This is a genomic window from Actinoplanes sp. ATCC 53533 (genome assembly GCF_003947245.1).
Window position 1 is genome coordinate 1 of record NZ_QHHV01000239.1, and the last position, 23,152, is coordinate 23,152.

24 protein-coding genes are annotated in these 23,152 nt (G+C 70.1%); 14 read left to right on the forward strand and 10 right to left on the reverse strand.

Annotation, left to right across the window (positions count from 1 at the left end; translation table 11 throughout):
• Both DMB66_RS50845 and DMB66_RS50850 read right to left on the reverse strand, forming a co-directional pair.
• The coding region (locus DMB66_RS50845) for an SPFH domain-containing protein (protein ID WP_255441469.1) at positions 1–444 on the reverse strand (444 nt) is incomplete at its 3' end.
• 72 nt (positions 445–516) lie between these two features.
• Positions 517–1,101: a DUF1449 family protein gene (locus DMB66_RS50850; protein WP_125811298.1), complete on the reverse strand. Its 585-nt coding sequence runs from the start codon at positions 1,099–1,101 to the stop codon at positions 517–519.
• A 426-nt stretch (positions 1,102–1,527) separates the two neighbouring features.
• On the opposite strand from DMB66_RS50850, the gene DMB66_RS50855 reads away from it, so the two are divergent.
• The 4 genes from DMB66_RS50855 to DMB66_RS50870 are packed head-to-tail and all read left to right on the forward strand — an operon-like array spanning position 1,528 to position 6,100.
• Complete coding sequence (locus tag DMB66_RS50855) at positions 1,528–2,874, forward strand: glycosyltransferase (protein ID WP_125811299.1); 1,347 nt, start codon at positions 1,528–1,530, stop codon at positions 2,872–2,874.
• 36 nt (positions 2,875–2,910) lie between these two features.
• The gene (gene wecB, locus DMB66_RS50860; RefSeq protein WP_125811300.1) at positions 2,911–4,107 is read left to right on the forward strand and encodes a non-hydrolyzing UDP-N-acetylglucosamine 2-epimerase; all 1,197 of its coding nucleotides are present in this window, start codon (positions 2,911–2,913) and stop codon (positions 4,105–4,107) included.
• Positions 4,107–5,738, forward strand: a complete 1,632-nt coding sequence (locus DMB66_RS50865; RefSeq protein ID WP_125811301.1) for a DUF2334 domain-containing protein — start codon at positions 4,107–4,109, stop codon at positions 5,736–5,738. The genes wecB and DMB66_RS50865 overlap by 1 nt, the downstream gene beginning before the upstream one ends.
• Complete coding sequence (locus tag DMB66_RS50870; RefSeq protein ID WP_125811302.1) at positions 5,738–6,100, forward strand: hypothetical protein; 363 nt, start codon at positions 5,738–5,740, stop codon at positions 6,098–6,100. Before DMB66_RS50865 ends, DMB66_RS50870 begins: the two co-directional genes overlap by 1 nt.
• A 10-nt stretch (positions 6,101–6,110) precedes the next feature.
• On the opposite strand, the gene DMB66_RS50875 is transcribed toward DMB66_RS50870, so the two are convergent.
• Complete coding sequence (locus tag DMB66_RS50875) at positions 6,111–6,872, reverse strand: dienelactone hydrolase family protein (RefSeq protein ID WP_125811303.1); 762 nt, start codon at positions 6,870–6,872, stop codon at positions 6,111–6,113.
• A 246-nt stretch (positions 6,873–7,118) separates the two neighbouring features.
• Between DMB66_RS50875 and DMB66_RS64830 the strand changes: the two genes are divergently transcribed.
• Entirely contained in the window at positions 7,119–7,337 is a 219-nt protein-coding gene (locus tag DMB66_RS64830) for a hypothetical protein (protein WP_233625425.1), read from the forward strand.
• A gap of 254 nt (positions 7,338–7,591) precedes the next feature.
• Here the strand turns inward: DMB66_RS64830 and DMB66_RS50885 are convergent, their stop codons facing one another.
• Complete coding sequence (locus DMB66_RS50885; protein WP_125811304.1) at positions 7,592–9,019, reverse strand: MFS transporter; 1,428 nt, start codon at positions 9,017–9,019, stop codon at positions 7,592–7,594.
• 118 nt (positions 9,020–9,137) lie between these two features.
• Positions 9,138–9,809 (reverse strand): TetR/AcrR family transcriptional regulator C-terminal domain-containing protein, encoded by a 672-nt coding sequence (locus tag DMB66_RS50890; RefSeq protein WP_125811305.1) that lies wholly within the window; start codon positions 9,807–9,809, stop codon positions 9,138–9,140.
• A gap of 207 nt (positions 9,810–10,016) precedes the next feature.
• Here DMB66_RS50890 and DMB66_RS50895 point away from each other — a divergent pair, with 207 nt between their 5' ends.
• Both DMB66_RS50895 and DMB66_RS50900 read left to right on the forward strand, forming a co-directional pair.
• On the forward strand, positions 10,017–11,621 hold the full coding sequence (locus DMB66_RS50895; RefSeq protein ID WP_125811306.1) for a diguanylate cyclase: 1,605 nt from the start codon (positions 10,017–10,019) through the stop codon (positions 11,619–11,621).
• A gap of 122 nt (positions 11,622–11,743) precedes the next feature.
• Complete coding sequence (locus tag DMB66_RS50900) at positions 11,744–12,568, forward strand: SAM-dependent methyltransferase (protein ID WP_125811316.1); 825 nt, start codon at positions 11,744–11,746, stop codon at positions 12,566–12,568.
• A gap of 168 nt (positions 12,569–12,736) precedes the next feature.
• Here the strand turns inward: DMB66_RS50900 and DMB66_RS50905 are convergent, their stop codons facing one another.
• Complete coding sequence (locus tag DMB66_RS50905; protein ID WP_125811317.1) at positions 12,737–13,024, reverse strand: hypothetical protein; 288 nt, start codon at positions 13,022–13,024, stop codon at positions 12,737–12,739.
• 561 nt (positions 13,025–13,585) lie between these two features.
• Between DMB66_RS50905 and DMB66_RS50910 the strand changes: the two genes are divergently transcribed.
• Positions 13,586–13,822, forward strand: a complete 237-nt coding sequence (locus DMB66_RS50910; RefSeq protein WP_125811307.1) for a DUF397 domain-containing protein — start codon at positions 13,586–13,588, stop codon at positions 13,820–13,822.
• Between the two features lie 51 nt (positions 13,823–13,873).
• Here DMB66_RS50910 and DMB66_RS50915 read toward each other — a convergent pair whose 3' ends face one another.
• Positions 13,874–14,764 (reverse strand): helix-turn-helix transcriptional regulator, encoded by an 891-nt coding sequence (locus DMB66_RS50915; RefSeq protein WP_125811308.1) that lies wholly within the window; start codon positions 14,762–14,764, stop codon positions 13,874–13,876.
• A 324-nt stretch (positions 14,765–15,088) separates the two neighbouring features.
• Here DMB66_RS50915 and DMB66_RS50920 point away from each other — a divergent pair, with 324 nt between their 5' ends.
• Together DMB66_RS50920 and DMB66_RS50925 are read left to right on the forward strand one after the other, a co-directional pair.
• Positions 15,089–15,415 carry a hypothetical protein gene (locus DMB66_RS50920; protein WP_125811309.1) on the forward strand — a complete coding sequence of 109 codons (327 nt, stop codon included), beginning with the start codon at positions 15,089–15,091 and terminating at the stop codon, positions 15,413–15,415.
• On the forward strand, positions 15,412–15,600 hold the full coding sequence (locus DMB66_RS50925; RefSeq protein WP_125811310.1) for a hypothetical protein: 189 nt from the start codon (positions 15,412–15,414) through the stop codon (positions 15,598–15,600). Before DMB66_RS50920 ends, DMB66_RS50925 begins: the two co-directional genes overlap by 4 nt.
• A gap of 5 nt (positions 15,601–15,605) precedes the next feature.
• Here the strand turns inward: DMB66_RS50925 and DMB66_RS50930 are convergent, their stop codons facing one another.
• Both DMB66_RS50930 and DMB66_RS50935 read right to left on the reverse strand, forming a co-directional pair.
• Entirely contained in the window at positions 15,606–16,004 is a 399-nt protein-coding gene (locus tag DMB66_RS50930; RefSeq protein ID WP_125811318.1) for a RidA family protein, read from the reverse strand.
• Between the two features lie 5 nt (positions 16,005–16,009).
• Positions 16,010–16,786, reverse strand: coding sequence for an NAD(P)-dependent oxidoreductase (locus tag DMB66_RS50935; RefSeq protein ID WP_158647631.1), 777 nt, complete (start codon positions 16,784–16,786; stop codon positions 16,010–16,012).
• A 79-nt stretch (positions 16,787–16,865) separates the two neighbouring features.
• On the opposite strand from DMB66_RS50935, the gene DMB66_RS50940 reads away from it, so the two are divergent.
• The 3 genes from DMB66_RS50940 (at position 16,866) to DMB66_RS50950 (ending at position 19,008) form a co-directional block, all read left to right on the forward strand.
• Positions 16,866–17,753, forward strand: a complete 888-nt coding sequence (locus DMB66_RS50940) for a LysR family transcriptional regulator (protein ID WP_125811311.1) — start codon at positions 16,866–16,868, stop codon at positions 17,751–17,753.
• 213 nt (positions 17,754–17,966) lie between these two features.
• A complete protein-coding gene (locus tag DMB66_RS50945; protein WP_125811312.1) occupies positions 17,967–18,317 on the forward strand; it encodes a helix-turn-helix domain-containing protein in 351 nt (116 codons plus the stop codon).
• 67 nt (positions 18,318–18,384) lie between these two features.
• A complete protein-coding gene (locus DMB66_RS50950) occupies positions 18,385–19,008 on the forward strand; it encodes a malonic semialdehyde reductase (RefSeq protein WP_125811313.1) in 624 nt (207 codons plus the stop codon).
• A gap of 76 nt (positions 19,009–19,084) precedes the next feature.
• Here DMB66_RS50950 and DMB66_RS50955 read toward each other — a convergent pair whose 3' ends face one another.
• On the reverse strand, positions 19,085–19,921 hold the full coding sequence (locus tag DMB66_RS50955) for a phosphoribosylaminoimidazolesuccinocarboxamide synthase (RefSeq protein ID WP_125811314.1): 837 nt from the start codon (positions 19,919–19,921) through the stop codon (positions 19,085–19,087).
• Positions 19,922–20,016: 95 nt separating this feature from the next.
• On the opposite strand from DMB66_RS50955, the gene DMB66_RS50960 reads away from it, so the two are divergent.
• Positions 20,017–23,097, forward strand: coding sequence for a DUF3427 domain-containing protein (locus tag DMB66_RS50960; RefSeq protein WP_125811315.1), 3,081 nt, complete (start codon positions 20,017–20,019; stop codon positions 23,095–23,097).
• Positions 23,098–23,152: the final 55 nt, after the last annotated feature.

Below are 23,152 nucleotides of genomic sequence, written 5' to 3' on the forward strand. Positions count from 1 at the left end.
GACGAAGTCGAGCTGCTTGCCGACCGTCTTGAGCGCCTCGGAGAACTTGGCGCTGAACAGCTCCTGCAGCGTCGTCTCGCTGCTGGCCCGGGTGGTGCCGATCGCCTGGGCCACCTTGATGACGTCCTCGGTGGTCTTGTTGACCCGCACGAAGAACGTGATGCGGATGTCCGCCCGGATGTTGTCCTGGCAGATCAGGCCCTCCCGGCCGGTCCGGGAGATCTCGATGGTCTTCACCGAGATGTCCATCGTCTCGGCCTTGTGCAGCACGGGGAGCACGACAGCACCGGTGAAGGTGACGTCGACCCGGCGCACCTTCGAGACGATGAGCGCCTTGCCCTGCTCCACCTTGCGGAACATGCGGCTGAGGAAGAAGACGACGCCGAGCACGATGAGCAGCACGACGGCGATGAGCACACCGAGCCCGGTGGAAATCACATCCATCATTGATCCTTCTTGCCGAGGGGCTGAACTGCCGGGAGTGGAACTGGTGGGGGTGTGGAACTGGCGGTCGCGCTACTCGGGGCGCGTTGCCACGTCGGTGGGGACGATCCAGAAGAACTCGCCGTCCACGTCGAAGTCATAGAGCACGGCGACCGTGCCGGCCCGCAGATCGTCCTGACCGGCCTGGCGGACCTGCACCAACGCCGACGACCCGTCGGGTGAGTGCACCTCCGCCTGGCCGAAGGTGGCGGTGACCCGGCCGGTGCGCACGATGCAGGTCATCCCGACGAAGTCGGCACGCGACGGCTCCGCGCCGGCCGGCAGAAACCGCCGCAGCAGCAGCACGGCCAGCCGGGCGATCACCCACGCCACCCCGATCGCGCCGGCCAGCACCAGCCCTGCCGGGATCGCGCCGAGCAACTCACCGCCGGCCAGCGCGGCGAACCAGGCGACTGCGACGAGCAGGGAGAGCACGACCGAGGCGGGCACTCCGCCGAAACCGAGGAAACCGAGGAAGCCGCCCTCGGTGTCGCCGCCGTCGCCATCGGGGTCGGCGCCGCCGACGATCACCACGAGCCAGTAGCCGATGACGACGACCAGGAGAGGGGTGAAGATGACGGCGGGGAAGCTGAGCGCAGCCTCGAAGAACCCACCCATGCATCCGCCCCGTTTCCCCGTGTGCCGACCGCGGTCTGTCGCCCCTGCGGTGATATCGATGATGGCAGGGGCCGTCAACACATTGCGTCATCTCTTCAGTCGGAAGACCGACGACGCCGAGCGCAGAGTGACCGGATCGCCGAAACGCCTGTCACCACCCTGAGTGACATTCTCCTCGCTCTCACGCACCGGTCGCCCCGCTTTGGCGCCGGATGTCCTCACGCGGGGTGACGCGGCTTTTCGTGGCTTTCAAGGCGATTTGCCATGCCTGGGATGTCTGTCATAGGCCGAAAGGTCAGATCAGCGAGGCGGTCCGGTCGCCGCCCTTGAATCACGCTGAGTAGCGTCCTAATGTCCCATTACGTCCAAGAGCGCGGCCCCGGAACGGTGGTCGCCAACACGGGCGGTGACGAAGGGAGGCGAGCGATGACGGCAGCCGACAGCTGGTTCCTGGTGGTCGCCGGGTACGCGATCATGCTGGCCTGGCCCGTCTCGACGCTGGCCCTGGTGAGCTTCGCGGTCCGGTACGTCGCATCGCACCGCACCGCCGCCGTCAGCGCCGCCCTGGAACACGGCGACGGCACCCCGCAGCACTTCTGGATCATCGTGCCGGCGCTGAACGAAGAGGTCGTCGTCGGCAACACCGTCCGCGCCGCCCTCGGCCTCAGCGGCCCCGGCGGCACGCTGGCCCGGGTGCTCGTGGTGGACGACGGCTCCGACGACCGCACCCCCGAGGTCCTCGCCGCCATCGACCACCCGCGGCTGCAGGTGCTGCGACGCGACCTGCCCGAGGCCCGCAAGGGCAAGGGCGAGGCGCTCAACGCCGCGTACCGCTACATCGCCGAGCGCACCGCCGAGGCCGGCGTCGCCGGAGACAAGGTCGTCATCGGCATCATCGACGGCGACGGCCAGGGCAGCCGCAACATCCTGCTCGAGGTGTCCCGGATGATGCGCGACACCCGGATCGGCGCCGTCCAGGTGCAGGTCCGCATCCGCAACCGCGACAAGCTGCTCGGGGCGGTGCAGGACCTGGAGTTCGGCGCCATCGTCAACGCCTGCCAGAGCCTGCGCGACACGATCGACACCGTCGGCCTCGGCGGCAACGGCCAGTTCACCCGGCTGTCCGCGCTGCTGGCCCTGGGCGACGCGCCCTGGTCCGCCTGTCTGGTCGAGGACCTGGAGCTCGGGCTGCGGCTGCACCTCGACGGGGTCGGCATCCGCTACACCGCCCGGGCCTCGGTCACCCAGCAGGCCGTGGTCGACCTGCGCCGGCTCACCCGGCAGCGCACCCGCTGGGCGCAGGGCAACATCCAGTGCGTCCGGTACCTGCACCGGCTGATGTCCACCAAGCGGATCAGCACCACCTCGCTGCTCGAAGTCATGCACTACCTGATCTCCCCGTGGATCAACGCGGTGGTCACCGCCGTCCTGATCGGCGCCGCCGCCGTGGCCACGGTGGGCCTGCTGGCCGGCCACCCGGTGCCGTACCTGCACACCTGGTCGGCACTCGTCGGCAGCGCCGGGATGTGGCTCGCGGTCACGCTCTTCCCCGGCCTCGTCTGGGCGCTGGTGCACCGCCGCCGGCTGCGCGACGAGACCCTGCCCCGGCTGCTGACGGCCGCGGCCGCGTACCCGGTCTTCCTGCTCCTCGGGCTGGTCGCCACCTACCGCGCCATCGGCCGCCAGGCCGCCGGCCGGCAGGCCTGGGCCAAGACCGAACGGCTCGCCGAGGAGCCGCTGCCCCAACCCCGGCAAGTAGCACTCGCCGCCTGAAGGTTCTCCCCCTGCTCCGAGGAAGGCTCCCCCCACATGTCGCTCCCCGAAGTCCACCTGATCGGCGGCACCCGCCCCGAGGCCGTCAAGCTCGCTCCCGTCGCCCTGGCCATGCGCGCCGCCGGCCTGGTCGCCCCGGTGCTGGTCGCCAGCGGCCAGCACCCGGCGATGGTGACCCAGGCGCTCGCCGCCTTCGACCTCGCCCCGGACGTCACGCTGCGGGTCGAGCGCGGCACCGGCAGCCAGGCCGAACTGCTCACCGAGATGATCCGGCAGCTCGACGCGCTGTGGGCCGAGCGGACCCCCGCCGCCGTGCTCGTGCAGGGCGACACCACCACCAGCCTCGCCGGGGCGCTGGCCGCGTTCTGGCGCCGCATCCCGGTCGTGCACCTCGAGGCCGGGCTGCGCTCCGGCGACCTCGACTCGCCGTTCCCCGAGGAGGCCAACCGCCGCCTGGTCGCGCAGGTCGCGGCGCTGCACCTGGCGCCGACCCCGCTGGCCGCGATGAACCTGCTCGACGAGAACATCGCCACCGCGGACGTCCTGATCACCGGCAACACCGTGGTGGACGCGACGCTGGCCGTGGCCGGCCGCCGGCTGCCGTTCGAGAACCCGCGGGTCGCCGCGGCACGGGCGAACGCCGCCGGGCGCCGGCTGATCGTCGTGACGGCACACCGGCGGGAGTCGTGGGGCGCGCCGCTGGACCGCATCCTGGCCGCGGTCCGCCGGCTCGTCGAGCGGTACGCGGACATCGACGTGATCCTGCCCAGCCACCCCAACCCGGCCGTCCGGGCCCAGGTCGAGGCCGGGCTCGGCGGCATCGAGCGGGTCACGGTCACCGACCCGCTGCCCTACCCCGACCTGTCCAGGCTGCTCTCCGAGGCCTACCTCGTGCTCACCGACTCCGGCGGCATCCAGGAGGAGGCACCGTCGTTCGGCGTGCCGGCGCTGGTGCTGCGCGACGTCACCGAGCGGGTCGAGTCGCTGCACGCCGGCTGCGCCCGGCTGGTCGGCTCCGACACCGACCTGATCGTCGAGGAGGCGGCGGCGCTGCTCGACAGCAAGGTCCGCCGCGACGCGATGACCGCCGGCGGCAACCCCTACGGCGACGGCCTCGCCGCCGCCCGCACCGCCCAGGCCACCGCCGCCCTGCTCGGCCTCGCCGTGGCGCCGTCGCCCATGCCCGCCGGTTTCACCCCCGCCACCGCCGCCACGTTCGGAGCGTCCAACTGATGTGCACCTCCAAGATCTCCCGCCGCACCCTGCTCGGCGCCGGTGCCGCCGCCACCGCGACGGCCGTCCTCGGTGTCGGGGTCGCCAACGCCGACGCCGCCGCCCGGGCCACCGCGTTGATCGCCGCGAAGTCCGGCAAGGCCGCGCCCGGCGGCGGCACCGCGAAGACGCTGATCCTCTACGACACCACCGGCGACTACGGCTGGCTGGGCGAGGTCTACGCGACCCAGACGGCGAACCTGAGCTCACACTTCGGCTCCTGGACCGCCGCTCCGGTGGCGAACTACAAGGCCGGCGACCTGTCCGCCCACACCGCGCTGATCTACCTCGGCTCGACCTACGACGAGCCGCTGCCGGCCGCCTTCCTGGCCGACGTCAGCGCCACCACCAAGCCGGTGACCTGGGTCTTCGACAACATCTGGCAGCTCGCCGCGCGGACTCCGGACTTCGCCGCCAGCCGCGGCTTCACCAGCGGCACGTTCGATTTCGCCGCGGTGGCCGAGGTCGGCTACAAGGGCCGCAAGCTCACCCGCGACACCACCGACCGGTCCGGGATCATGAATCTGTCCATCACCGACCCCGCCAAGGTCAAGGTCCTGGCCACGGCGGTGCGCCCCGACGGCTCCAGCTTCCCGTGGGCCGTGCAGTCGGGAAACCTCACCTACGTGGGCGAGATCCCGTACGCGTACGTCAGTCACGACGACCGCTACCTGGCCTTCGCCGACCTGCTCTTCGACTCGCTCGGTAACACCGGCGTCTCGCGCGAGCGGCACCGCGCGCTGGTCCGCATCGAGGACGTCAGCCCCGACGCCGACCCCGCCGAGCTCCGCGCGGTCGCCGACTATCTATACGCGCAGAAGGTGCCGTTCAGCGTCGCCGTCATCCCGCGCTACCGCGACCCGAAGGGCGTGCAGAACAACGGCAAGGCCCAGGACTTCACCCTGGCGCAGAGGCCGAAGGTGGTGGCGGCGCTGAAGTACATGCAGCAGCGCGGCGGCACCCTGATCATGCACGGCTACACCCACCAGTTCGACACCGTCGCGAACCCGTACGACGGGGAGAGTGCCAACGACTTCGAGTTCTACCTGGCGCACGTCGACGCGAACAACAGCGTCATCTACGACGGCCCGGTCCCCGGTGACTCCACCGCCTGGGCGGCGAGCCGGATCTCCGCGGCGGGCCTGACCTTCGCGCTGGCCGGCCTGGGCGCGCCGAGCATCTTCGAGTTCCCGCACTACGCCGGCAGCGCGGTGGACTACCAGGCGGTCAACTCGGCCATGGGCAGGCGCTACGACCGTGGCCTGTACTTCCCGGGCGTGCTCACCGGCGCGAAGGTCGACTACACCCGCCAGTTCGGACAGTTCTTCCCGTACACCGTCCGCGACGTCTACGGCTCGGTGGTCATCCCGGAGAACATCGGCAACGTCGAACCGGAGTCGTTCAACAACCATCCGGCCCGGCTGCCCGCCGACCTGCTCGCCTCGGCCGCCCGCAACTTGGTCGTCCGCGACGGTGTGGCCAGCTTCTTCTACCACCCGTACCTCGGCACGGATCACCTCAAGGACATGGTCACGGGCATCAAGGCGCAGGGCTACACCTTCGTCAGCCCTGACTCGATGCTGGCCGGCTGATGCCGGGTACGGCGGAAGTCGTCGCCTTCTACGCCCAGTCCTGGATCAACTGCGATCCGCGGGCGGCCCGCCGGGTCATCGCCGGCGACGCCGAGATCGAGTGGAACCTCGACGTGCCGGTCGACGACGAGGAACTGGTGCAGACCCTGGACCGGATCGCGGCGTTCGCCGACTCGGTCACCATCGCCGCCACGACCTGCGTCGACGACCGGGCGGCCCTGCTCTACGACTGCGCGGCCCCGTTCGGGACCGTCCGGGTCGCCGAGTTCGTCACGGTCACCGACGGCCTGGTCAGCGAGATCCGGCAGGTGTACGACGTGGCGGCGCTGCGCCGCTATTTCCCGGGCCTGCTGGACGACTGACCCACTCCGGTCAGCGTGCCGGGGTGGGCAGCGCGTGGTCGAGCAGTTCGAAGAGCTTCTCCCAGTGCCGCCGCTCGGCCTCGGCCGAGAAGGCAGCGGTGTCGGCCATGGTGAAGCCGTGGTCGGCGCCGGGATAGATCTCCGACCGGAACGGCACGTCCGCCGCGTCCAGGGCGGCCTCCAGCCGGTCGATCTGCTCCTGCGGCATCGAGGGGTCCCGGTCCGCGTGGGCGAAGTACACCTCGCCCTTGATCTCCCCGATCCTCAGGTGCGGGCTGTCCGGCTCGTCGGTGGCGAGCCGGGCGCCGTGGAAGCTGGCCAGCGCGACGATCCGGTCCGGGTAGGCCGCGATCGCCTTGAGCCCGTTTGTGCCACCCATGCAGTAGCCGACGACCGCATCCGGCCCGGCCGAGACACCGTCCTGTGCGGCCAGGAAGTCGAGATACGCCCGGGTGTCCCGGGTGATCGCGGCGGTGTCCAGCGCCTGGATCAGCGGCCTGATCCGGTCGAAGATCCGGCCGCGTTCCGCCGGGTCGGTCAGTCCCTTCAGGTCGGCGAGGGGTGCGCGGCCACCGCGGTAGAGCAGGTTGGGCGCCAGCACGGCGTAACCGCGCTCGGCGATCCGCTCGGCCATCTCATGGATGCGCGGCCGCAGGCCGAAGGCATCCATGAAGAAAAGCACGCCCGGGAACGGGCCGTCGCCCTCCGGCACCGCGAGGTACGCGTCGGCGATGCCGTCCTCGGTCGGCACGTCCACCATCGTCTTGCGCATCCACTGCCTCCTCAAGTGCTCTGGGTGACCATCGCGAACGGTAGCCCGCCCTGGAAAGGGGACGGTCGGGGCCTACCGACCTCTTACCCTCCGTGAGACGGATACCCCGGCCAGGCAGGGCGCTTCAGAGAGATTTAAGGATATTCCCCTCTTTCCTTAATGCACCCAGGGTCAGGATCAACGCCGTCGGCACCCCCGCGATCGGAGTCATCCATGACACGCAACCGCCTCCGCCTATCGATTTACGTGGCAACGGCATTACTCGCCGTAGGCGGAGGCGCCGTCGCGGCGGTCGCGGCGTCGACCGCCAAGGACCGCGGCTACAACGCCTCGATCCCGGCCGGGGCGACCTTCTGGGAGACGAACCGCGACCGCAACGCCTGCACCGGCGCGCTGTTCCAGTGCACGAACGTGGCACAGGCACCGTTCGAGTTCAGCAAGATCTTCGCCACCTTCAGGGGCTGACCGGGCCCGTACCCGGAGGGGTTCGCCGAACCCTCCACCGATCGCGCGGCGTCGAGAGCCCCCACTCTCGGCGCCGCGTGCACCAGGCTCCCCGCAGCTCGACCGGCACCCCGATCTCCCGGGCGAAGGCCCGCCTCCCCTCGCGCGCGTCGCGTCCTCAGAAGCCGTATTCGAGGATCACCGTCTGACCCCTTGCCGAGCAGCTCGCGTGTGAGCTGCCGGAGCCTGCGCTCCAGCCGGTACCGGTTTCGGGGTCAGGCAGCCACCGCGGCCTCGGCCAGCTGGTCCGATGTCGGGCGCAGCCGCGGCGCGCCGAGCGCCGTCACGATGTTCGCCGCCGCGAAGAGCGCCGCGATGAGCAGGCCGCGCTCGAAGCCGCCGACCAGCGCTTCCTGCTGGCCCGCCCCGCCGGTCAGCAGGCCCTCGACGTGCGTCGTCGCCAGCGTGGTGATCGCCGCCAGGCCCAGCGCGCCGCCGACCTGGTAGCCCGCGTTGACCACGCCGGAGGCCGCTCCGGCCTGGTCGTGCGAGACGTCCGAGACGGCCGCGATCGAGGCCGGGGTGCCCACCGCGATGATGCCGATGCCGAACAGCACCAGCCCGGGCATGATCGTCAGGGCGTATGAGCCGGTGGCGTCCGCGCCGGAGAGCAGCAGCAGGCCCAGCACGCTGAGGGCCGCGCCGCCGAGCTGCACCGGCTTGGTGCCGAAACGGGTCACGAGCTGGGAGGCGACCACCGCGCTGGCGATCGCCGCGATGCCCATCGGCAGGAACTGCAGGCCGGTCTCCAGGGCCGTCAGGCCGCGGACCTGCTGCAGGAAGATCGCGGTGAGGAAGAACATCGCGAGGAACGCCGCGCCGTTGAGGGCCAGCGCCAGGATCGACGTGGTCAGGCCCCGCGAGCGGAACAGGCTCAGCGGCACCAGCGGGGCCGCCGACCGGGACTCCACCCGGACGAACGCCGCCAGCAGCGCCAAGCCGCCCGCCAGCAGCCCGATCACCTGCGGAGACGACCAGCCCAGCGGCTCGGCGCGGATGACCCCGAGCACGATCGCCAGCAGGCCGGCCGTGCTGAGCAGGGCGCCCGCGACGTCGAAGGTGCGCGTACCGGTGGTGGTGATCTTCGATTCACCGACGAAGAGCGGGACGATCGCGGCCAGGGCCACCGCGATCGGCACGTTGACCAGGAAGACCCAGCGCCAGCTCAGCGAGTCGACCAGCAGGCCGCCGGCGATCACGCCGAGGGTGCCGCCGAGGCCGGCCAGGCCGCCCCAGACACCCATCGCGATGTTGCGGTCGCGGCCCTGCTTGAACGTCACCGTGAGGATCGCGAACGCGGCCGGCGACAGCAGCGCGCCGCCGAGGCCCTGGATCGCCCGCATCACGACGAGCTGCTCCGGCGTCTGCGCCAGGCCCGCGATCAATGAGGTCACGCCGAACAGCACCAGCCCCACGATGAAGAGCCGGCGGCGGCCGATCAGGTCGGCGGCCCGGCCGCCGAGGAGCAGAAAACCCCCGAAGAGCAGGGTGTACGCGCTGACTACCCACTGCAGCCCGGACGCGGAGAAGCCCAGGTCCTGCTGGATGTTCGGCAGCGCCACGTTCACGATCGTCACGTCGAGCACGACCATGAACTGGGCCACCGCGAGTACGGCCAGGGTCGACCACGGGTTGCGTTGCACCGGTTCCACCTCCACCGAGCGCCGCCCTATGCGGCGTACATGTACACCGTAGATGTACGCCGTATAGGTGCGTCAAGCGATACCGGAGGCCGATCGGTGTGATGAAGAACGCTGCGAGTCAGTCGCGGCGGAGGCCGCGCACGCCCTGGACCAGCAGGTCCAGGTTGAGGGCGAAGTAGTCGTCCTCGTCGCGGCAGACCACCAGCGCGGGCGCGGCGGCGATGACGTTCGGGTAGGTCTCCGGCGGCAGGGACTCGAGCCGGGCCCGCTTGTCGCGCAGGGCCTGCTCGCGCTCGGCGCCGGCCCGCCGCGGCCACGGTCCGGGGTCGGCGCCGACCAGCGTGATGACCGAGCAGATCAGGAAGGTGCCGACCTCCGCCGCCCGGCCGGCCGCGAAACCGGCCTGGCGGAGCAGGGCGAGGACCCGCTCGGCGATCCGCAGCCCGGACTCGGCGGCCAGGATGCGCCGCAGCGCGAGGCCGGCCATCGCGGGGTGCGGGCGGATCGCCGCCAGGAACGCGACCAGGATGTCGCGCAGCTGCTCGTCCCAGGGCGCGGCGCTCGGCTCGGGCAGCTTCACCGCCTCGATCAGATGCTCGGCGAGGCCGTCGAGCAGGCTGTCCTTGTCGTTGAAGTGCCAGTACATGGCCATCGGCGTGACACCGTGCTCCTGCGCCAGCCGGCGGATGGTGACCGCGTCGAGCCCTTCGGCATCGGCCAGGGCGGCGGCACTGACGATGATCGCTTCCCGGCTCAGTCGTCCCCGGGTCGCCTCGTTCCGCTTGGCCATTCGATAACTGTACGACGTACATGGCCGGTGACCCGCGGTCGTGGCGAGGTGGATCACGTCTGAGACGCTGGGATCCGGTACTCACGCACGGCTAGCATTTGGGGACACAGCGCAATGTTCCCGTACAGGTGGAAGGTTTTCGTTATTTCACTTCAGCCGGGCCCGGTGGTGTCGATGATTCGCGGTGACGGGAGAGGGGTGAGCCTGATGAACGAACTCGAGAACGATGCCGAGCGGTTGTCGGCCGTCCTGACCGAGATCGAGGACGAGTACCTCTGGGACGCCGACCTCTCCCTCACCACCGCCCGCGAGGTCGAGGAGCTGGCCCTCGCCCTCGGCGACGAGCGGCTGGTGTTCCGCGCCCGGCTCTGCCAGGCCAACATGCTGATGCGCAAGGGCGAGGTCGCGGCGGCGGCCCGGCCGATCTGGAAGATCCACCAGTGGGCCACCGACCACGCCGACAACATCCTGCTGGCCCGCACCCACCTGGTCTGGGCCAACATCCACCGGCACCTGGGCGACGCCGCCCAGTCCCTGGAACACTCCGTGCTCGCGGTGGAGCTGCTCGACGAGCACGCCAGCCCGCACATGCAGGTGTGGCACCGGGCCAAGCTGGCCGACGCGCTCGGCCTGGCCGGCTCGATGGACGCGGCCCGGCAGCGCTACGCCCAGGCCGAGGAGCTGGCCGTCAAGCTGGGTCAGACCCGCCAGCTCATCGGCATGCTCAACAACTACGCCTACACCGAATACGCGAGCGGCACCCATGAGCGGGCGGCCGCGGTCGCCGACCGACTCCGGAAGACCGCCGAGCAGCACGGCGTCGAGCTGGACCCGACCGACCTCGACACGATCGGCTCCATCCAGATCGCCCGCGGCCAGTTCGCCGAGGCCGTGGCCACCATGGAGCGCTGCCTCGAGCGCCGCACCGCGGGTGTCCTGGAGAACGCCGACTCCATGGCCGAGTACCTGTTGACCATGACACGGGCGCTGCGCGGACTGGGCGCCACGGACCGGGCCCAGCGAACCTTGGACTCGTCCCGGGCGTTCTGCCTCGACCGCGGCCTCGGCGACGTGCTGGTCCGGGTGCATCAGGAACAGGCCGAGCTGCACGCCGCCCGGGGTGAGTTCGCGGAGGCTTTCGCCGTACACAAGGTCTTCTTTGCCGCCCACAACGCGTTGCACTCGTCGCAGCGGGAGGCACAGGCCCGCACCCGGCAGGCGATGTTCGAGACGACCGAGGCCCGGCAGGAGGCCGAGCGGTTCCGCGAGCAGGCCCGCCGGGACCCGCTGACCGGGCTGCGCAACCGGCGCTTCCTGGACGAGGAATTGCCGGACCTGATCGGCGCCGGCTATCCGCTGACCGTCGCGATCGTGGATCTGGACCACTTCAAGCGGGTCAACGACCAGTTGTCGCACGACGTGGGCGACCAGGTGCTGGTGCTGGTCGCGAAGCTGCTGGAGACGGAACTGGCCGCGGTCTCACCGGACGGCTTCGTCGCCCGAATGGGTGGCGAGGAGTTCCTGATGGTCCTGCCCGACACGGACGTGCCCGAGGCGACCGCCCAGCTGGAGGGCATCCGCCGGGCGATCAGCTACTACGACTGGGCGGAGTTGACCAGAGGGGTGCCCGTCACTGTGAGCATCGGCGTGGCCGGGCTCCGGGACGCGCCGACACCCACCCAGGCCAGCCTGCTGTCCACAGCAGACAGACATTTGTACGTCGCCAAGCACGCAGGACGCGACCGGGTCGTCTCAACCGCCCCGCAGGACGCGCGGCACCGGTCCTACCGCGACAGCGCATCTGCGGCCTGAAGTCGACTGCGCTGCGTAGTTTTCGATCGAGCGACAAGGCTAAATTTGATCATCTTCTGACGCTAGGCTCATCCCGGAGGACTTGACCGGCCAGGGGTGGCCCGAAGTAGGAGGCGGTCGTGATGCAGGGCAACAACGCGTCGGCATCGATCGATATCGCGCCGCCGGGCGTGAACGTCAACGTGCCGCACTCGGCCCGCATCTACGACTACTGGCTGGGCGGCAAGGACAACTTCGCGGTCGACCGGGCGGTCGGCGAGGCGATGATGAAGGCCATCCCCGGGATGCGCTACATGGCCGGCGAAAACCGCAAGTTCGTCCACCGCGCGGCCCGGGACCTGGTCGCCAAGGAGGGCATCCGGCAGTTCCTGGACATCGGCACCGGCATACCGACCCGGCCCAACCTGCACGAGGTCGCCCAGCGGATCGCACCGGAGACCCGGGTCGTCTATGTGGACAACGACTCGATTGTGCTGGTCCACGCCCGAGCCCTGATGGTCAGCACCGACGAGGGCCGCAGCGAATACATCTCCGCGGACCTCCGCAAGCCCAGCTCGATCCTGACGGATCAGATCCTGCTGGAGACACTGGACCCGACGCGGCCGGTCGGCCTGACACTGATCGCGATCCTGATGCTGCTCTCGGACGCGGAAGACCCGTGGGGGCTGGTGGCCGAGCTGCGCGACGCCATGCCCTCGGGCAGCGTCCTGGCGATCACCCACCCGACGGCGGACTTCAACCCGGCCGAGGTGAACGCGGCGGTGGCGGCGGCGACCGGCGCGGGCATGACCCTGGTGGCCCGCACCCGCGACGAGGTGCGCCGCTTCTTCGGCGACTGGGAGATGCTGGAGCCCGGCCTGGTCCCGGTCTCGGCCTGGCACCCGGACGAGCCGGTGGAGGACCCGGAAGCGGCGTACTACTGGGCGGGCGTAGCGCGAAAACCATGACGGCTGGCTGCCACGACCGGGATTAGATCTTGATCATGAGGCGCAACCGTGAACCGGCCGGGCGATCCGGCACGGGGGAACCGGACCGCCCGGCCGGAGCCAGGCGGCGCGTCCTGAGACGCGCGTTCGGAGCGACGCCTGGCGGCGTCGCTCCATAGTGTGAAGTTTTCAGGGCCGCAAGCGCGGCCGCTTCCTCGACGGCGGGTGCGGCAGCCGGCCGGCCCGGACCAGCACCTGGCGGCGTGATCCCTCCCGGCCGGTCTTGTCGATCACCGTGCCTTCCACCTCGAGCCAGGTGTCACCCTCGTAGGGGATCGGCTTGGCCCATTCGACCCGGTCGACACGCAGCGTAAGCGGGCCGATGCCATAGCAATAGTCCGCCTCCGCGAAGACGTGCACCGGCCAGCGCGGCACGCTCAGCTGGATGCGTCCGCTCCGGATGATCGGGGCGGCCAACGCCCAGACCTTGCGGCCGGGCGCCGACCCGGTGCGCCGCCTGCGCGCGCAGCGGACGTGCTCAGTGACTCGCGTGGGGATCACCGCCGTCGTTTGGGTGTTGCTCGGCCTGGGGAAACCTGTCAGAGCGGCACAGCGGGTGGCGAACCCCGCCGAATCGGTGGGACACAGCGGTAGCTCGGGTGGAGGCAGCTTCCATGCCTCCGTGCAGCGGCTCGTCCCGGTAGATGACAGCCGGGTTTCCCCGCCTGGCGTCCGCGCCCTCGGCGTCGGGGCGGTCTGGTTGCTGCGGGCCGGCGTTCGGGACCGTCATGCTCGTTTCCTCCCGCTCGGACGCCCCCGCCAGGGAGCCTCGCGTCGAGGGTCGCAGGAGCCTTTCCGCGACCAACCCGTCACTCAAAGATGTCACCCTCCGTGACCCACTTTCAGTGGGGCTCGTGCGTTATCATGCTCACAATCATGTGAGAACGCAAGGCCAAATGCACGTGCATCTGCACAGCAGGTAGCCAGCGTGACACACAGAGCCGGTCCCCGGACCGGTCAACCGTTAGGGAGCAAGTAATGACGCGCATTGTTAACGGCATGCCCGCCGGGCAGCTTGAGGGTGTGACCTGGCAGAAGAGTGGCCGGAGCAATCCCAGCGGCAACTGCGTCGAGTGCGCCGCACTCCCGGACGGCAGCGTCGCCATGCGGAACTCACGCGACCCGGAGGGTGCCGCCTTGATCTACACGCCCGCCGAGATCGCGGCGTTCCTGGGCGGGGTCCGCGACGGGGACTTCGACAACCTGCTTCGCTGATTCACCCCGGCGGGTGATCGACACTGAGTGAGGACGCCACGACCCAGCGGGTCAGGTGAGCTTGCCTACCTCGTGGAGCAGCTTGCCGAGGATTTCCTGGGTGTGGTTCGGCGGCTCGGCATCGATGCAGACGCGTTCCATCGCGATCGCATAGTGGTCGACGTCGTCACGCTTTTCCAGGTAGATGGCGCTCGTGAGCTGCTCGACGTAGACCACGTCGGGCAGCTCCGGCTCCGGGAACCGCAGGATGGCGAACGGCCCACCCGCCGCGGCATGGCCGCCGGCGTTGAACGGGATGATCTGCAGCCGGATGTTGGGCTTCTTCGCGGCCTGGATCAGCGCCTCGATCTGGGCCCGCATGACGTCGGCGCCGCCGATCGGCCGGCGCAGCACCGCCTCGTCGATCACGGCCCACAGATGCGGCGGCTCGATGCGGTTCAGGACCTGCTGGCGCTGCCGGCGCAGCTCGACCCGGCGGTCGATCTCATCGGCGGTCGCGCCGGCGTGGCCGAGCAGGATGACGGCCCTGGCGTATTCGGGCGTCTGCAGCAGGCCGGGCACGAACTGGATCTCGTACGTCCGGATCAGCGTGGCCGCGGCCTCCAGCCCCAGATAGGACTGGAACCAGGGCGGCAGGATGTCTCCGAAGTGGTGCCACCAGCCCGGGCTGTTGGCCTGCCGGGCCAGACCCAGCAGCGCCTCCCGCTCGGCGGAGTTGCTGACGCCGTACATACTGAGCAGGTCGGCGACGTCGCGCTCCTTGAAGCTGACGCGGCCGAGCTCCATCCGGCTGATCTTCGATCCTGAGGCACGGATCTCGTAACCCGCGGCCTCCCGGCTGATGCCCTTACCCTCGCGCAGCCGCCTCAGCTGGGTGCCGAGCAGGATGCGCAGCACGGTGGGGCCGCTGTTGGGCGCCTCCTCCTGCGTAGCCGCGCTCACCGGACTCCCTCGGTCGTTTCCCCCGGATATGCAAGTTGCACTCCCGGGTCCCACAGCATCCTAAGGGTGAGATCGTCCGGCAGGAAACCGATCGATCGGCCACCTCGCCGGCGCGCACGTGTCAAATGCACGTGCAGACGGCCTTGCGGACGCACTTGATCCCGAGCATGATATCTGACAGGCGGTTGCTTGGCTGCTGACACAGCGTGCTGAAAAGTTTGACCCCTTCGTGGGTTCATCCGGGCCATCACGGTGTCAGCTTCCGGAACAAGCCGCCCCCGGTGTCCGCCCGACGACCGAGTCCCGGAAACAGGAGGCTCTCGAATGTCGACCCCGTCCATAGCCCCACCCCAGCGAGACCCGGCGGACGTCGCGCCGGCCGACAGCTATCACAAGGCCGACCCGGTCTGGGTCTACCGCGACGGCTGGCGGGCCGGCGTGATCGAGGCCGCCTCCCCGCGCGCAGTCACCGTGACATACCGCCCGGGAGCACACCGGGGGACAGGCGTCGACACGTTCACCGCCTCCCACGTGACCCCACGCGCGGAGGTGGACCCGGCGCTCGACCGCCGCAGCGGCGGACCGCTGATGATGCGGCGACCGCGGCTCAGCAGCGGCGGCGCGGCCGCCATGGGCGGCCTGGCCTCGTGACCGGAGCCATCGCCCTCGCAGCAGTGATAGGGCTGGCCAGCCTGCTGGCCGGGGTCGCCCTGGGCTGGTATCTCCGTCGCACCAATGACTGGTGCACACACTGCGGCGACCAGCTGAGCTGCGAGGGCTGCGGCAGCAAGGCCGCCTGGCCGAAGTCCCGGGAAGCCGAGCCGCTGGTCCACTGAAGCCCCTACCGGTCCGCCACCGCCGCGGTGATCTCGACCTCCAGCACGGCACCGGGCAGGAAGAGCCGGTTGACCTCGATCGTCGTGCTCGCCGGGGGCCTGCCCGGGAAGACCTTCCGCCGGACACCGGCATAGCCGGCCAGTTGCGCGAGATCGGTCAGAAACGTCCGTACGTGCAGCACGTCGCCGAATCCCGCACCGTGCGCGGCCAGCACGCCCCCGACGATCTCGAAGATCCGCTCCGCCTGCGCCGTGATGTCCCCCGGCGCGACCACCGCCCCGTCATCGTCGACCGCGACCTGCCCCGAGAGCATGAGCAGCGCGCCGCCCCCGACGTCGAGCCGGGCCACGTGAGCGAATCTGTCGCCGAACGGCGCGGCCACCGAGTCCGGGTTGTCCAGCATCACCTTCACGGCTTCGCCGCCTCGATGATCGTGCCGAGGTCGGCAGCCTGGTCGGGCGCCTCCCGCAACACCGCGGCAGCCGCCCGGACCACGGGCGGAGCAACAAGGTCCAAAACCAGCTTGAGATCCTTGGCAGCCAGGGCGATCGGGAAGGCCGCGCGGGCCGCGGTTGCCCGGGTGACCGCACCTCCGAGTGCGCCATTTGCCACGACCGACAGTGCTATGTCGACATCCACCCCGAGCGCGCGGGCAACCGCGACCGTATCGGCCAGCGCGGCGAGCCCGGTGACCAGCGCGGTGTTGGCGACCAGCTTCAGCGCAGCCCCGCCGCCCGGGCCGCCGCACCGCCGAACGGTGCCCAGCGACTCCAGGATGGGCAGTGCCCGGTCCACCTCACCGCTCGCCAGCACGGTCAGCCGACCCGACTCGGCGGCGGCGACACTGCCGAGCACGGGTGCGTCCACCAAGCCGACTCCCTCGGGCAGCCGCAATTCCCGCACGGCGACCGGCCCGATGGTCGACATCTCGACGAGGATGCTGCCGGGCCGCAACGCCGCCGCTTCCACCACTTCGCGGACGGCCGTGGCGTCGGTGAGCATCGTGATGACCACCTCGGCCTCGGGGACGGTCGGCGTCGGCGCGGCGCGCGCACCTGCCGCCACCAGCGGCGCCGTCTTGCCGGCCGTACGGTTCCAGACGGTCACGTGGTGACCGGTGCCGAGCAGCCGGCGCGCGATGGCCGCGCCCATCCGCCCGGTGCCGAGAACAGCGATCTTTGCCATGCCGAAGACGTTAGGCAGGGGCAAGCCATGCCACCAGCGAATGTTCCGCATCCCAGCCATGCGGATCTAGCATCCATGGGTGCAGACTCAGAGCCTCGAAGTGTTCGTGGCGGTCGCCCGCGCCAAGTCGTTCACCCGGGCCGCTCGCTCGCTCGGCTACACCCAGTCGGCCGTCTCGCGGCAGATCGCCGTGCTGGAAAGGGATCTTCACGCCGACCTCTTCAACCGGCTGGCACGCGGCGTGGAGTTGACCGAGCAGGGTCACGCGCTGCTGCCGCATGCGGAGGCGATGCTGGAACGGCTCAGCACGGCACAGGGTGATCTCGACTCGCTGCGCCACATCGGCGGCGGCCGGCTGCGGGTCGGCGCCTTCCCCACGGCGGTGGCCGCGCTGGTGCCCCGGGCCCTGGCCGCGTTCCGTACGGCGTACCCGAAAACCGAACTGTCCCTGGTGGAAGGCCTGACTCCCGGCCTCCTGGAGCGGCTCGCCGCGGGCGAGGCGGACCTGGCCGTGGTCAGCGCCCCGCCGGACCGCCCCCTGGACGCCACCCGCTTCGACCTGCACCACCTGCTCGACGAGCACCTGCTGGTCGCCGTCGCACCCGGACACCGCCTGGCCGGCCGGCGCACCGTGCGGCTCGCGGACCTCGCCGGCGACCCCTTCATCGCCGGCTCCGCGACCGCCGAGGAGACCCTGCTGCGAGCCGCCCTGCCCAGCGGGTTCCGCCCGAAGATCGACATCGTGGCGGCCGAGTGGACGGGCAAGCTGGGCTGCGTCGCGGCCGGCCTCGGGGTCGCGCTCGTGCCCGCCCTCGCGGTCCGGGCCACCCCGGCCGACCTGGTCCTGCTCCGACTGCACCCGGACGACGCGTCGGTACGCCGGATCTTCGCCGCCACTGCCCGCCGGCCGACGCCCACCGTCGCCCACATGCTGACGCTGCTGCGACAGTTCGCCGCGACCCTGTAGGGCAGGCTGGATCCGTGGCCGCCGAGCGCCTCGACCCCCACGGCGCAGGGCGGGCTGGATCCGTGGCTGCCGAGCGCCTCGAACCCGCGGTGTTGGGCGGGCTGGATCCGTTGCCGCCGAGCGCCTCGACCCCACGGTCGGCCGGGTCGGCCGGCGCTTGACGGGTCGTTTCGGGCGGCCGGTGGCCTGGCCGGGCGGTGCTATTTTTGGCAGGTGAACACGGCGGAGGCGCACGCACCGGTCAACCCGGAGCAGTGCGCCCGCAGCGACGCGGCGCTGGGGCGCGCCTTCCAGTTCCTCGGCAAGCGCTGGAACGCCGCGGTGCTCGGCTGCCTGGCGGCAGGCCCGGCGGGATTCCGCGAGGTGTCCCGCAGCATCGAGGGGATCAGCGACTCGGTGCTCTCCAACCGGCTGGTCTCCCTGACCGAGGCCGGGCTGATCACCCGCACGGTGGCGGCCGGGCCGCCGGTGACCGTGACATACGCGCTGACCGAGCGGGGCCACGCGCTGACGCCCGCGCTTGAGCAGATCTCCCGGTGGGCGCAGGAACACCTGCCCCGCTAGATATTCCCGCTGTCTCGAAGCTCACTTCAGTGGCACTTTGCAACCTGAAGTCACTAGCTTTTTAGAAGTGAATACGAAATCCGAAGCAACGCTGAGCCGCCTCCCCCGCCTCGACGAGGCCGGTCGCGCATTGCTCTTCACCGAGGCCCGCACCGGCAACGCCTTCGCGGGGACCCCGGTCACCGACGAGGAACTGGCCGCGGTCTGGGAACTGGCCAAGTGGCCGCCGACGGCCGCCAACATCCAGCCGCTGCGGGTGCTCTATGTGCGCACACCCGAGGCCAAGGGTCGGCTGGTCTCGCACATGGCCGAGGGCAACCGGGCCAAGACCGCGGCCGCGCCGGTCACCGCCGTCCTCGCCGTCGACACCGACTTCCACGAGTACGTGCCGGAGGTCTTCCCGATCAACCCCGCCCTGAAGGACGTCCTGGCGGACGCCCCGGAGATGCGCGACGGCATGGGCCGGTTCAGCGCTGGCCTGCAGATCGGCTACTTCCTGCTGGCGGTACGGGCGGAAGGCCTGGTCGCCGGCCCGATGGCGGGCTTCGACGGCGAAGCGATCGACAAGGAGTTCTTCCCGGACGGGCGCTTCAAGTCGCTGCTCGTGGTCAACATCGGCCACCCGGGCGAGAACCCATGGTTCCCGCGCCTGCCGCGGCTGTCCCACGACAACACCCTCGTCTGGGCCTGACGCGTTTCGGCTCCCGCCCCGCGGGTAGCCCACCATCGGCTGCCCACCCCGCAACGAAGCGGGTGTGGGCAGCCGATCAACGCCAGCGGTCGCCGGTGAGCCGCTCGTAGACCTCGACGTAGCGGTTCCGGGTGGCCTCGACGACCTCGTCGGGAATCTCCGGCCCGGGAGCCGTCCGGTCCCACTCGGTCAACGACGCGGACCAGTCCCGCAGGAACTGCTTGTCGAGATACCGCTGGGTGCCGCCGGGCTGCCACTCGTCGGCGGCCCAGAACCGCGACGAGTCCGGCGTGAGCAACTCGTCGCCAAGCTTCAACGCCCCGCCGGACAGCCCCAGCTCGATCTTGGTGTCGGCGATGATGATCCCCGTGCCGGCGGCGATCTCGGAACCCCGCCGATATACCTCAAGCGTGATCCGGCGCAGCTCGGCAGCGACATCGGGCCCGACCGAAGCCTCGACGTCGGCGTACGTGATGAACTCGTCGTGCCCCTCGCCCGGCGCCACCTTGGTGGTGGGAGTGAAGATCGGCTCGGGCAGCCGGGAACCCTCGATCAACCCGCCGGGCAGCCCGACACCGGAAACGGCGCCGTCCTTCTCATATTCCTTGAGCCCGGACCCGGCCAGATAGCCGCGCGCGATGCACTCGACCATGACCATCTCCAGCCGCTCGCAGCGAACGGCCCGGCCGGCCCACTCGGCGGGCACGGCGGTGGCGGAGATGATGTGATTGGGCACGACGTCCGAAAGCCGGTCGAACCACCACAGCGAGAGCTGGGTGAGAATCTTCCCCTTGTCGGGGATGGCGGTGGGCAGCACAACGTCGTAGATCGAGACCCGATCAGAAGCGACCAGCAGGATGTCATCGCCGTCGGCGTAGACATCCCGAACCTTCCCCGAGTGCAACAGCTCCACGAGTTCCCCTTAGCCGCGTCGGACGCCAACGCAGGTCACGCTATCGGACGGGCCGCACCGGGTCTGATGTCGGACTCCCACGCTATGTTGCCGGCGTGACGGACCTTACCGAGGGCGCGTACGAGCACATCATCACGCGCGGCATCGAGCTGAAGCTGGCCGCCATCGACCGGGATCTGGTCGATCGCGCCGCACCCGACTCGGCCGATTCCCACCAGATATTGAGCCGCCACCTCACAGCGATCACGGAACGCGCGCTCAAGGCCGTGCCCGGCCAGGGCGCCGCACGCCTGACCGCGCAGGTCGAGCTCGTCAACCGCATCACCGAGGCGATCAAGGCAGCGGCGGCGCCGCGGGTGGTCCAGCCCGACGACTTCCTGAGCACCCCGGCGGAGCTGCTCACCGCGATCGTGCCGCGGCCGCCCGCGCCGGCCCAGGTGACCTTTCCGGTGCGGCCGGAGACTCCGCTCGCCGCCAGCGCCCTGCTCACGAACGGCCGCGGCCAGCCCCGGATCGGCGCCGAGGTCAACAAGGAGATGGCCTCCGCGGACGAAGTGCAGCTGCTCTGTGCCTTCATCAAGTGGCATGGCGTGCGCGTGCTGCAGGAGGCCATCCGTCAGCTCACCGCGCGTGGTGGGCGCCTGCGCATCATCACGACGACCTACATGGGCGCCACCGAGCAGCGGGCGCTCGACAAGCTCGCCGAGCTCGGCGCCGAGATCCGGATCTCCTACGAGACCCGCACGACCCGGCTGCACGCAAAGTCCTGGATGTTTCAGCGGCACAGCGGGGCCAGCACCGCGTACGTCGGCTCCTCCAACCTCTCCAAGAGCGCGCTCGTCGACGGCCTGGAGTGGAACGTCCGCTTGTCGCAGCTCGAGCAGGACGCAGTGGTCGAAACCATCCGAGCCACCTTCGTGGAGTACTGGAACGATCCCGCCTTCGAGCCCTACGATCCGCGGCACCCCGCTGACCGCGAGCGGCTCAGCACGGCGCTCACCAGGGCGGCCGGCGCCAGGCCTGGCGAGCTACCGATCGACATCACCAGCATCGACGTCCGCCCGTACCCCTACCAGCAGGAGATCCTGGAGCGACTCGACGCCGAACGCCTCGTGCACGGCCGTCACCACAACCTCGTGGTCATGGCTACCGGCACCGGCAAGACCGTCGTCGCAGGGCTGGACTATCGGCGACTGCGCAAGAGTGGCATCGACTCGCTGCTGTTCGTCGCGCATCAGGAGCGCATCCTGCAGCAGAGCCGGGCGGTCTTCCGACAGGTGCTTCGCGACGGAACGTTCGGCGAGCTCTTCGTGGGCGGCGAGCGCCCGAAGGAGTGGCGACACGTCTTCGCGTCGGTGCAATCCCTGCACCAGATCGTGGAGGATCTCGCTCCCGACCGCTTCGACATGGTGATCGTCGACGAGTTCCACCACGCCGAGGCCGCCACCTACCGGCGCCTGCTGGACAAGCTCGAGCCCAAGATTCTCCTGGGCCTGACCGCTACTCCGGAGCGGGCCGACGGTCGGGACATCCTGCACCGCTTCAATGGCCGGACGGCCGTGGAGCTGCGGCTGTGGGAGGCCCTGGAACGCCAGCTCCTCTCCCCTTTTCAGTACTTCGGCGTGCACGACGAGGTAGACCTCGCCGGCCTGCGCTGGAAACGTGGCCGAGGCTACGACATCGGCGATCTCGAGAACGTCTACACCGGCGACGACGCCCGAGCCCGGCTGGTCGTGGACGCGGTCCGCAAGACCATCGACGTCAGCCGGATGCGCGGGATCGGCTTCTGCGTCAGCATCAAGCACGCAGACTTCATGGCCGAGCGCTTCAACAACGTGGGCATTCCGGCGCGCGCGCTGCACTCCCGGGTCGACGGCTCCGAGCAACGCGAGGCGGTCCGCCGGCTCGAACACGGCGACCTGAAGATGCTCTTCACCGTCGACCTCTTCAACGAAGGCGTTGACCTCCCCGCGGTCGACACCATCCTGATGCTGCGCCCGACCGAAAGCGCGACCATTTTCCTGCAGCAGCTTGGGCGCGGGCTGAGGCTGTCGGACGACAAGCCCTGCCTGACCGTTCTCGACTTCATCGGCGGTCAACACGGCGAGTTCCGGTTCGATCTCCGCTATCGGGCCCTGACCGGCGCCACGCGCCGCACCCTGGCCCACGATGTGGAGCACGACTTCCCGACTTTGCCGGCGGGGTGTCACATCGAGCTCGATCGGGTGGCCAAGAAGATCGTGCTGGACAACATTCGGGCGGCTCTGCGGCTGCAGCGCAAGGATCTGGTGGCCGAGCTTCGGCGGCTGAGTGACGTCACGCTGGCTGACTTCCTGGCCGAAACCGGCTTCGAGGTCGAGGACCTCTACCGCCGGAAGCCTGGTCGGGGGTGGACCGGTCTGCGCGAAGAGGCGGGGCTGGCGGCCTCCTCGGCCGGCGACGATCGAGCGCTCAGCGCGGCGATCGGCCGGATGCTGCACACCGATGATCCCGATCGACTTCGAGCCCTGCGCGCGGTCGCCGACGGCCGAACGGTGGGTGGGCGCCTCGGCGCCATGCTGAGTCAGTCGCTCTGGGGCAACCCGCGCGAAGACGTCGCCCAGCGCTTGGCGGCCTTCCCGCAGCGGCGCACCGAGTTGCGCCAGATCGCCGACGTGCTCGAGTCCAGGATCAACCGGGTCACTTTCCCGATGGATGCTGCTGGCGCCAATCCGCTGCACATCCATGCCCGCTACTCCCGCGATGAGATCGGTGCCGCCTTCGGCATCGCTGATCCGTCGAACATCCGTGAAGGCGTCAGATGGCTGCCCGACGAGAATGCGGACATCTTCTTCGTCACCCTGACGAAGACGGAGCAGCACTACTCGCCCACCACGATGTACCAGGACCGCGCGATCACCGACATGCTCTTCCAGTGGGAGTCGCAGAGCACCACCTCGTCGACGTCCACCACGGGCCAGCGGTACATCAACCACGCCGCGGGCGGCTCCACGGTGCATCTCTTCGTCCGCGAAGTGCGGGATCGGGACGGTGACCTCGGTGTGCCGCCCTACCTGTATGCCGGCCCGATGACCTACGTGTCGCACACCGGCGATCGCCCCATGCGCATCCAATGGCGGCTGCACCACCCGCTACCGGCCGATATCTTCCACGCCGCGCGGGTGATCGCCGCCTGACAAAGCCGGCCCGGCGGTGGGAGCACGTTTCGGGAGGTGGGGTTTCGGTCAAGGC